Below are 11,133 nucleotides of genomic sequence, written 5' to 3'. Positions count from 1 at the left end.
AAAACGTTTTAATTACCCTATTACATACCCTGAAGTATGAAGGGTATACAGAGTTCCTTTCCTGGACCGGGGTGACGAAAGTCCTCCGTTAATATCCCCGGCGACACGGATGCCTGCCGGGGTATTAAGAAATCCCTGCCCTACCGCTCCCGCAGCGCCTCTTTCGCTTTGTTCAGCGGTTTTAACAGATACTCCAGAATCGTTTTATTCCCCGTTTTAATATCCACGGTCGCGATCATGCCGGGAAACACCGGAAACGCTTTTTTCTGTTTATTCACCAGTTGGTTGCTGTCGGTGCGAATATAAACCCGGTAAAAATAGACGTCGCGTTTGACCTCATCCTGGATGGTGTCTGGCGAAATCATTGTCACCACGCCGTCAATACCGCCGTAAATCGAATAATCGTACGCCGTCACTTTCACCAGCGCTTTCTGGCCGGGGTGAATGAACGCCACATCACGCGGCAGAATTTTCGTTTCAATCAGGATCTGATCGTCCAGCGGCACCAGGCTCATCAGCTTGCCGCCGGGTGGGATGACGCCGCCAACGGTGGTGACGTCAATGTCTTTCACAATGCCGCGCACCGGTGCAGTGAAGGTCAGACGGGTAAGTGAGTCCTCACGTCCGCGCATCACCGAACGTTCGGCTTCAACTTCCGCATTCGCGTGCGCCAGCTCTTCCCTCGCCCGCACGTAATACTGGTTTTGCATCTCGGCGATTTTATTCTCCAGCTCATTTTTCTGCCGCTGGAGACGCAGCACTTCCACATTGCTGGCAGCGCCCTGTTGGATCAGCGGCTCGGTGAGCGACAGCTCTCGCTGCACCAGTAAAATGCCCTCTTTCAGACCCGCCAGCCCTTTTTCAAGGCTGTCACGACGGGACTGATACAGCGCGGTTTCCTGCCTGATCAGTTCCGACTCGTTACTGAGCTCCGGCGGAAACACCAGCGCGGTATCGTTCACTTCGGCGTTAAGCCGTGCCGCGGTCGCCATGGCGGCATGCAGTTTGGATTCGCTTTCCAGCACGCTGGATTCAGTTTTAGTGCGGTCAAGCTGCGCCAGTTGCTGGCCTTTTTCGACGATATCCCCTTCATGCACCATCAGTTTGTAGATAATGCCGCCTTCCAGCGACTGGATCTCCTGCTCATGGGATGACGGCACCACTTTGCCGCTGCCGGTGGTCACTTCGTCGAGGTGAAACATGCTCGCCCAGGCGACAAACGCCGCCAGCGCGATAAATAAAAACCACGCCACCAGCGACGAGCGTGGCAGGCTCGGTTCGCTCAGGCGACTGTTAAAACGGTTCATTTCGCTCATTTTACGATCTCCCCTGCGACGGGGTTTTCATCATTGACACATTGCTGTCAGGCGTTAAGCCATGTTTATTGAGGATTGCCTCGCGCGGGCCATCCATCACGATGCGGCCGTTGTCGAGGACGATAATACGGTCTACCAGCTCAAGGATCGGCAGACGGTGCGTAGCGACCACCATTGTGCGGTGGGTGCCAAGCCATTGTTTGAGATGATGAATAAACTGCTGCTCGCCGATTTCATCCAGCCAGGCGGTGGGCTCATCAAGCAACAGGATATTGGGCGAGGTCAGTATCGCGCGCGCCAGCAACAGCGCCTGACGCTGGCCACCGGACAAGCCCGCGCCCCCTTCGCTGATCACATAGTTCAGCCCCATTTTTTGCTTGCGAACGAACTCCAGCGCGCCGCTTATCGCCAGCGCCTGCTGGATGTCGTCGTCGGTGGCTGTCGGGTTGCCCAGGGTGATGTTGTCATGAATCGAGCCGAAGAACAGCCGCGCCTGCTGACTCAGCAGTTGCATATCGCGGCGCACGTCCGCCGGGTCGAGATGGTTAAGCGCGATGTTGTCGAGCAGCACGGAACCCTGTTGCGGCTCCTGCATTCCGGCCAGCACCTGCAACAGCGTGCTTTTACCGGAACCGTTGCGCCCGAGCACCGCCACGCGCTCGCCTGCGTTGATGTTCAGCGCCGGAATCGTCAGTACGCTCAGCTTCTCTTCTTCATCGTAGTAAAAGCTGACGTTCTCCAGTTGATAGTGGCCGCGCAGATGCGCTTTATGCACTTTTTTACCGCGCTGCGGTTCGTCAATCGGGCGCTGCATGAGATCATCAAGCCCCTGCAATGCCACTTTTGCCGACTGCCAGCGTGACAGCACACCGGATATTTGTGACAGCGGTGCGATAGTGCGCGACGCGAGGATCGAGGTCCCGACCAGCGCACCGGTGGTCATGTCGCCGCTGATCACCAGATAGCAGCCAACCAGTAGTACCACCGCGTAGACGATCGACTGCACTTCCTGAGTCCAGGTCAGCAGCATGCCGGTCAGCCAGCGCTGGCGCATGCCCACGTCGGCGGCAACAAAGTTGGTGTTATTCCATTGATTCTGGAAACGCTGTTCGGCACGCATCAGCTTGATGTCTTCAATCCCCTGCACCGCTTCGACCAGCGTCGCGTTGCGGATGGCGGATTCGCGCATCCCTTCCGTTGACAGCCGCGCCAGCGGGCGCTGCACCAGCATGCCGGGAATGAGCAACAAAGGCACCGCCATCAGCACCACCAGCACCAGCGGGCCGCCAATCATCCACAGAATGAAGACAAACAGCAGGAAGAACGGCAAATCGGAAATCGCCGCAATACTGGTGGAGGTGATTAATTCCCGCACCGCTTCCAGTTCGCGAATTTGCGAAATAAACGATCCAGTATATTTTGAACGGGCGCCGTTTTTAATTCGCAGCGCGTGGGCAAATACACGTTCGGAAATGCGTAAATCGGCACGTTTACCGACCACATCGGAAATATAGACCCGCAGCATACGCATAATGAATTCAAAGAGGATCGCCAGCATCACCCCGCCAAATAAAACCCAGAGCGTGGTTTCTGATTGCGATGGCACGACACGGTCATAGACCTGCATCGAAAAGATCATGCCGGACAACGCCAGCACGTTCGCCACCAGGGCGACGACCATAATATCGAGATAACGGTGCCAGTCTTTTAACGCCAGTCGCCAGAACCAGCTTTTCTTATAAGGCTTAATATAATCATCAACGCGCGCGTCAGGGGTGGATTCCAGCGGGCGAAGAATAAATAACGTTTTGATTCGCGAACCTAATTCGTCACGAGGCAGTACAGTTTCCAGCCCTTCATCGCCGCTGAACTGCAGGCTGACGTTGCCTTCACTGTCCATGCGATTAATCACCGCGATTTGCCCGCCGTCGAATTCCGCGATCAGCGGTAACCGCCAGGGATCAAGATAAGAGACTTTCGCCGGAACACTGCGCAACCCCAGGCCAAGCTGCCGCGCCATATCTTTTAATACCAGATCGCGAGGTGACTGCCCTTCGTAATTGATCGTCACCCGAACATGTTCCTGAGAAAAGTCGAGACGATAATATTGCGCAACGCCGATCATAGCCTGGAGCCAGGGTTCATATTGCGGGTTCGCGTTCATAGAGTTACGTTCCTGTTCTGCGTGATGACGCTGTACTGGAAAAACGTTATTCGTATTTGAAATGGTGTTCATACGGTTTCTGCGCATGAATAAACGCAGGCCAGAGAGCCTCTGTTTATTCTAGTGGTTATTTAGCATGATATATGCCGGGGGAATAAATTCCCCCGGCATCCTGGTTACATCACCAGTAACTGATGGTTTGCCAGCAGCGTGGCAAGATCGGTCTGGACACCGTTCAGCGTGACCACTGTCGTCGGTGAGAAGTTACCGGACGCGCCATCGATATCTACCTGGATTTCGGTATTGCTGCCGTTCTGCACCACACGAATGTAGTCGCTGATGTTACCCGCACTCGGATCCAGCGTGGCGACACTGTCCACATAGGTCGCGCTGGCAGTGCCGGTGTAACCGCTACCGGACAGCAGTTCACGCAGGTCGATACGGTCAGTATCCGCGGTCCCTTCCCAGGTCCCGATGGTAAAGCCGTTTACCACGTCGCTGCCGTTACCGCCTGCGGCGTCTGCTGGATTAAGCAGTTTGTACAGCAGCGTATCCTGACCACCGTTACCGATGTTGAAGGTATCGTTGCCGCCGCGTCCTTCGAAGAAGTTATCCGAGGTACTGCCGGTAAAGACATCGTTACCGTTACCCCCGGCGATCCCTTCAACATTCACGAACTGCGCATTACCGAACCCGGTGTTCTGCATCGCGCCGTTGCTCAGGTCGATGTTCAGCGACGTGTTGCCCGCCAGTTTGTAGTCGACGATGTCCATCCCACCGTTCGCGGTCCAGACGTCAACATCAGAAACCTCGCGGCTACCGCCACCACCGTTATAGATGTGCGTCCCCGCCGTGGCATTCAACGTATCGTTGTAGCCCGTCCCCACAATACCGATGGAGTTGGTGCCGTCAGTGGCTGCCTGCGCACTGTTCGTCGCCGACGCGCCGTCTTCCGCCGTCAGTGTGTACGCATGGTTCTTCTCTACCGCCTTCAGGCCGCCCCAGGAGGCGTTGACATTCTCGATGGCATTCGAGACGCCGGAGGAGTCGAAGCTCACCGACGACACGCCACCGTAGTCATTGCCATTTGCCAGCAATACCGCGCTGTACGATTTGCTCGCATCCAGTCCGTAGAAGTAGACCAACCCGGACGAGTCGTTCATGTTCACGCCGCCCTGGGCGTTTATCACCTGCGAACCGACCACCTTCCCTGTGCTTTCATCAATGAGCAGCACCGTGTTGCCATAGAAGGCGTTGATGCCGTTCGCGTCTGAAATACGCAGGATGATGCTGGTACCGTCGTTGATTTTGTTGGTGTTCTCGATGTATTCCGTCTTACCGCCTGCGGCACGGAACATCACCAGATCTTTGTCACCATCGTAATCAAGGTCCAGCGCCAGCGCACCGGTGGTAAAGTTGGAGCTGCCCTGGTTGGCGTTGGTGATCAACGTTTGCGACGTCCAGTTGACCTGGCCGGTACCGCTGTCCGTGCCGTTGTTGGTCCACAGCAGACCGACGTTGCTGGCGTTATTGGTCGCCGTCGAACCTGCCGCACCGGCAATTTCGATGAGATCCATCTTGCCGTCGCCGTTCCAGTCCACTGCCAGCGAGGTCATACTGTTGACGCTGTCGCCCAGGGTCTGCACATTCGACCCGGCCCCCACGCCATTGGTCGCCGCTGTTAAATTCCCGCTACCATCGTTATAGAAGATGGCACTGGTGGCGTTGCCCTTACCGCTTAACCCGGCCACGAACAGATCCATATAACCGTCGCCGTTGAGATCGGACCAGGTCATGGTGGTGTAGTAGTTATCCGCGGTGCTGTCGCCGTAGAACACATCCGTCACCACCTGGGTGTTGGTCAGCGTCATGTTGCCATTCGCATCAACCCCGTTGGTGACAATCGCCATACGAGAACTCGACGTGCTGCTACCGCCGCCCGAGGTGGTGTTCGTCCCTGCCGTACCATGATAGGTGATATCGACATAACCATCGTTGTTCACGTCAACACCCGATACCTCACGGTCCGGTGTTGCGTTACCGCTGTTGGTCGCCGGTGTACCATCCTGCGAGGTATTGCTGTTGACATAGGCGCCGGTCTTATCAAAACCAGCGACGGTCCCGTCGGTGTTCATCACGAAACTCGTGTCATGACCGCCGCGCGTCTCTTCATCGTTCGGCGTTTCGTCACCATAGACCATATCAACATAGCCATCGCCGTTGATATCGATCCCCATCGCGCCACCGTACCAGCCGTAGATGTTACCGTTAGGATCGTTGGTCTGACCCGATTCACCATAAGCCCCCACCTGGAAGGAGGTGTAGGTACCATCTTCGTTATATTTGAACGACTGCTGGCCGTTCGCATAGCCAGTATCCGCCCCCAGAATATCCATCAGACCATCGCGGTCGAAGTCGATAAACGACGACTGCTGTTGATCATCCGGACCACTGATAGCCACTGAGTCAAATGACCCTAAGGTGGTCGAGTCGGAGGCATTCTGCGTAAACACCGTCGAGTTGCTCAGGATACGCCATGTGCCATCTTCACCCAGCGTCAGCGCCGTACCGGTATCATCAGAAGACGCTGCTGATGACGTAAAGGTAATGGATGGCGTCGCAGATACCGTCAGTTCACCGGTGGTGTCATCCGCCGTGATCTGCGTTCCGTCCGCTTTGTAGAGTACCGCTTTCACATCGTAAGTGCCCAGCGCCAGTGCATCACTGTCAGGGATCTGCACATACCAGGTGCTGTTTAACGGGTCGATGACCACCGCACCGGTACGGGAGCTGTATACCACGTTGTTGATCGTCACTTCCACGTATTCGCCGGTGAGGATCTCGAAATCAACGCGACCAGTCACGATAGGAGTGGTGTCCAGTGTGTTCTGCGTGGCCGCATACATTTGCAGATCCACGGTGAAATCAAACACCGGCGACGGCGCGCCTTCGTTACCCGCGGCATCAACCACCACCGCGTAGAACTCGCCCTGCTGACCGTCGATCAGCGGTTCGTTCAGTTGGTATGTCCAGTCGGTGCCGTTAACATCGGCTTCGCCGAGCAACGTGCCGTCAGCGCTGTAAATGCGGACCAGTTCGCCAGTTTGCAGCCCCGTGGACAGCGTACCGTTCAGTACCGGCATGCGATCGTCGGTAGTCGTGCCGGACGCAAACTCACCGCGTGAAGAAGCCACATCGTCGGTATAGCTGACAATGGTCGCCATCGTGGTGGACGGCGTCTGGTCAACAGTCACAACCTGCTGATCTGTCGCGCCGGTATTTCCTGCTACGTCAATAACACGTACCTGATAAGTATGATCACCATCCGCCAGGGTACGCGAATCAACGAACGTCCAGCTGTTGCCATTCATGATGACGTTCTGCCAGGTCAGCCCGTTATCGGTACTGATCTGCACCTGGTCGCCAGCACCCAGCGGCGCGCCGATGGAGCCGGTGATGGTCAGCGATGTATCGTTGGTCAGGAAGTCGCTGTCGCTGTAGCCACTGTCAGTAGAGATACTGTCAATGCTGACGGTAATCGCACTGTCCGGTGCCACCAGGTCGACGGTCACCTGCTGGTGCGCTGTCGCACCAACGTTGCCCGCCGTATCAATCACACGCACCCAGTAGTCATATGTGCCATCGGCCAGCGTACGACCATCATCAAAGAACCAGTTGTTGCCAATGACCGTCACGCTCTGCCAGGTGGCGCCGCCATCAAGGCTAATCTGGACGATTTCACCCGGAGACAACGTTGCGCCCAGGGAACCCTGCAGGCTCAGCGAGGTGTCATTGGTGACGAAATCGCTGCTGCTGAGACCGCTGTCATCACTGATGCTGTCAAAAGCGATGGTTTTGCTGGCGTCCGGTACCTGCATATCCACGGTCACCGTCTGACTGGTGGTCGCGCTGATGTTGCCGGCATCGTCAATCACCCGCAGCTGATAGAGGTAGTCGCCATCGGTCAGCGTACGACCATCAACCCAGGTCCAGCTCTGGCCGTTCACACTGACATCAAACCAGGTAAGACCGCCGTCGATGCTAATCTGTACGTGTTCACCACTGGCCAGTACCGCGTTCAGTGAGCCCTGCAGGGTGATCTGGTTGTCGTAGGTAATGAAATCGCTGGTCGACAGCCCCGTATCCTGGCTAATCGAATCCACGGAGATCAGCGTCACCGCTGGCAGCGTGGTATCCACGACCACTGTCTGACTGCTGACCGCACCAACGTTCCCGGCGTTATCAATCACACGCACCATGTACTGATGCGCACCATCCGCCAGCGTACGTCCGTCATTGAAGGTCCAGGTGGTGCCGTTGACCACCAGATCAATCCAGGTCGCACCGCCGTCAAGGCTGATCTGCGCGGTTTCGCCGTTACCGAGCTGCGCAGAGAGCGAACCATTCAGCACAATCTGGTTATCACTGGTGATGAAATCGGCGCTGTCCAGCCCGGTGTCATTCTGTACCGCAACAATGGTGATGATCTGCGCTGGCGGCGTCAGATCGACGTTAACAACGTGATCATCACTGGCGCTGTTGCCGATGGTATTGCTCACTTCCGCATGCACCGTATACGCGGTGCCATCCGCCAGTGCGGCAACATCGGCGCTGCCCACGATGAGGCTCCACTGACCATTGCTCTGCACTGTGGTGGTGTAAGTGTTGCCGTTCAGCGTAATGGTGACCGTCTGACCTGCTGGCGCCGTCGTCGTTCCGCTGATGGTCAGCGGCGTGCCATGCTCGGCGGCGTTAATGATGTCATCCACACTCAGGGTATTCACCGTGATTGTCGGTACATCGCCATTCAGCGTTACGTTGTGGCTGCTGTTGCCGGTGTTACCTGCGATGTCATTCACGGTCGCCGTGATGGTGTACTGACCATCCACCAGCCCCGCAAAATCATTTGCCGAAACAAGCACCGACCAGTTGCCAGCGCTATCCACCGTCGCCAGATAGGTATGCCCGTTAAAGGTCACGGTGACCGTCTGTCCCGGCTCTGCCGTGGTGGTGCCGCTGATGGTTTGCCCCGCCAGCTGCTCACCGTTATTGACGATATCGTCGCTCGCCACGGTATCGATGGTGATCACCGGCGCGGTGGTATCTACCGTCAGGTTATGGCTTGCCGATGCCGGGTTACCTGCCACGTCACTGACGCTGGCAGTGATTACAGTATTGCCGTCAGTCAGGGCAGCCACGTCATTAGCCGGAACGGTCACGCTCCAGTTACCGTTGGCCTGCACCAGCGCGGTATAGGTATTACCGTTCAGCGTGATGGTGACGATCTGCCCGGCTTCCGCAGTGCTGGTACCGGTGATCACCAGATCCGTCTGCGCTTCAGCCGCATTCAGGATGTCATCTGCCGCCATGGTGTTGATGGTGATGACCGGCGCGTCGGTATCCACGCTGTAGCTATGGTCGGCTGCTGCGCTGTTACCGCTGGCGTTGCTGACGCTAACCTGAACACGGGCGCTGCCGGCGTTCAGGTTAGCCAGATCCGTTGAAGGGATGGTGTATGACCAGTCGCCATTGCTGTCAACAACGGCAGTTACGGTCTGGCCGTTAAAGATAATAGTGACCATCTGACCCGCTTCCACGTTGACAGTGGAGCCGGACAGCACCAGATCCACGCCCGTTTCCGCGGCGTTGATGATGTCATCCGCCGTGACGCTGTTGATGCTGACGGAGACCGGATTCAGGTCAACGTCGACATTGTGCGTTGCCGAGCCGCTGTTACCGGCGGCGGTGGTGACGGTCACGCTGATGGTGCTGGTGCCGTCCTGCAGGGCCGTGACGTCAGCCGCCGGAACACCGACGCTCCAGTTGCCGTTCGCATCAATGACAGTGGTGTAGCTGTTACCGTTGATAGTCACGGTCACAGAATCACCTGGCGCAGCGTTCGTCGCAGAGCCGCTGATGACCTGTGCCTGGCCGTGTTCGGTGGTGTTCAGAATGTCGTCACCGGCGACGGTGTTAATTGTCACTACCGGAGCCGCCGTATCGACAGTCAGGTTGTGGCTGGCAGACGCCGGGTTACCGGCGATATCGTTAACGCTGGCAGTAACCAACGCCGCGCCATCAGTCAGCGCAGCCACGTCGTTAGCCGGAACGGTCACGCTCCAGCTGCCGTCTGCCTGCACCTGTGCGGTGTAGGTGATACCGCCGACAGTGACGGTGACAGTCTGACCGGCCTGTGCGGTGGTCATGCCGTTAATCACCAGGTCAGCCTGCGCTTCGGTCGCGTTGAGGATGTCGTCCACGGCCAGGGTGTTAATGGTGATCACCGGCGCTGCCGCATCCACCAGCAGGTTCGCGGTGGTGCTGGTGCTGTTACCGGTGCTGTTGGTCGCGCTGGCGGTCAGTGTGTAATCCGCTTCGCCAAGTGTAGCCAGATCCGCTGCCGGAACGGTCAGCGTCCAGTTGCCGGTGGCGTCTGTCACTGCCGTATACGCGGTGCCGTTCAGCATTACCGTTACGGTGGTGCCTGCCGTCAGGCCGGTGCTGGTACCGCTCAGAATCAGATCCTGCCCTTTCTCTGCGGCGTTCAGCACGTTGTCGGTGCTGATGGCATCAAAGCTGATGCTTGCCACAGATGAATCCACGATCACGTCGTGCGTTGCCGAGCCGCTGTTACCCGCAGCCGTGGTCACCGTCACGCTGATGGTGCTGGTGCCGTCGTTCAGGGCAGTCACATCGGCCGCCGGAACGCCGACGCTCCAGTTGCCGTTCGCATCAATGACGGTGGTGTAGCTGTTACCGTTCAGGGTCACGGTCACGGTATCACCGGCTGCGACGTTGGTTGCAGAGCCGCTGATCACCTGTGCCTGACCGTGTTCGGTGGTGTTCAGAATGTCATCACCGGCGACGGTGTTAATCGTCACCACCGGAGCCGCCGTATCGACGGTCAGGTTGTGGCTGGCAGACGCCGGGTTACCTGCAACGTCACTGACGCTGGCAGTAATCACCGCCGCGCCATCAGTCAGCGCAGCCACGTCATTAGCCGGAACGGTCACGCTCCAGCTGCCGTCTGCCTGGACCTGTGCGGTGTAGTTAATACCGCCAACAGTGACGGTCACGGTCTGACCGGCCTGTGCGGTGGTCATGCCGTTAATCACCAGGTCAGCCTGCGCTTCGGTCGCATTCAGGATGTCGTCAACGGCCAGGGTGTTAATGGTGATCACCGGCGCTACCGCATCCACCAGCAGGTTCGCGGTGGTGCTGGTGCTGTTACCGGTGTTGTTGGTCGCGCTGGCTGTCAGCGTGTAATCCGCTTCGCCGAGACCGGCCAGATCCGCTGCCGGGACGGTCAGCGTCCAGTTACCGGTGGCGTCTGTCGTTGCGGTGTACGCGGTGCCGTTCAGCATCACGGTTACCGTGGTGCCTGCCGTCAGGCCGGTGCTGGTACCGCTGAGGGTCAGATCCTGCCCTTTTTCGGCGGCGTTCAGCACGTTATCGGTGCTGATGGCGTCAAAGGCCAGCGTCGGTGCCGTGGCATCGACTGTGACGTCGTGCGTTGCCGAGCCGCTGTTACCGGCGGCGGTGGTGACGGTCACGCTGATGGTGCTGGTGCCGTCCTGCAGGGCAGTCACATCGGCTGCCGGAACACCGACGCTCCAGTTGCCGTTCGCGTCGATCACGGTGGTGTAGCTGTTA

Annotated in this window: 2 protein-coding genes and 3 pseudogenes; all 5 read right to left on the bottom strand. The window is 57.6% G+C overall.

Annotated features, from left to right (window positions below; genetic code table 11):
* Positions 1 to 140 precede the first annotated feature (140 nt).
* Positions 141 to 1,316: an HlyD family type I secretion periplasmic adaptor subunit gene (locus GTGU_RS16165; protein ID WP_038159261.1), complete on the bottom strand. Its 1,176-nt coding sequence runs from the start codon at positions 1,314 to 1,316 to the stop codon at positions 141 to 143.
* A 1-nt stretch (position 1,317) separates the two neighbouring features.
* A complete protein-coding gene (locus tag GTGU_RS16160) occupies positions 1,318 to 3,480 on the bottom strand; it encodes a type I secretion system permease/ATPase (protein WP_038159264.1) in 2,163 nt (720 codons plus the stop codon).
* Positions 3,481 to 3,656: 176 nt separating this feature from the next.
* Positions 3,657 to 4,364 (bottom strand): annotated as a pseudogene (locus GTGU_RS27085) (type I secretion C-terminal target domain-containing protein); the annotation flags it as partial.
* A gap of 693 nt (positions 4,365 to 5,057) precedes the next feature.
* Positions 5,058 to 5,252, bottom strand: a pseudogene (locus GTGU_RS27080) (FG-GAP-like repeat-containing protein); the annotation flags it as partial.
* A gap of 1,470 nt (positions 5,253 to 6,722) precedes the next feature.
* Positions 6,723 to 11,133, bottom strand: a pseudogene (locus GTGU_RS27075) (Ig-like domain-containing protein); the annotation flags it as partial.

This window comes from Trabulsiella guamensis ATCC 49490 (assembly GCF_000734965.1).
Classification (GTDB): domain Bacteria; phylum Pseudomonadota; class Gammaproteobacteria; order Enterobacterales; family Enterobacteriaceae; genus Trabulsiella; species Trabulsiella guamensis.
The sequence above is the reverse complement of the archived record's forward strand: the minus strand, read 5'-3'. Positions and strand labels throughout refer to the sequence as shown.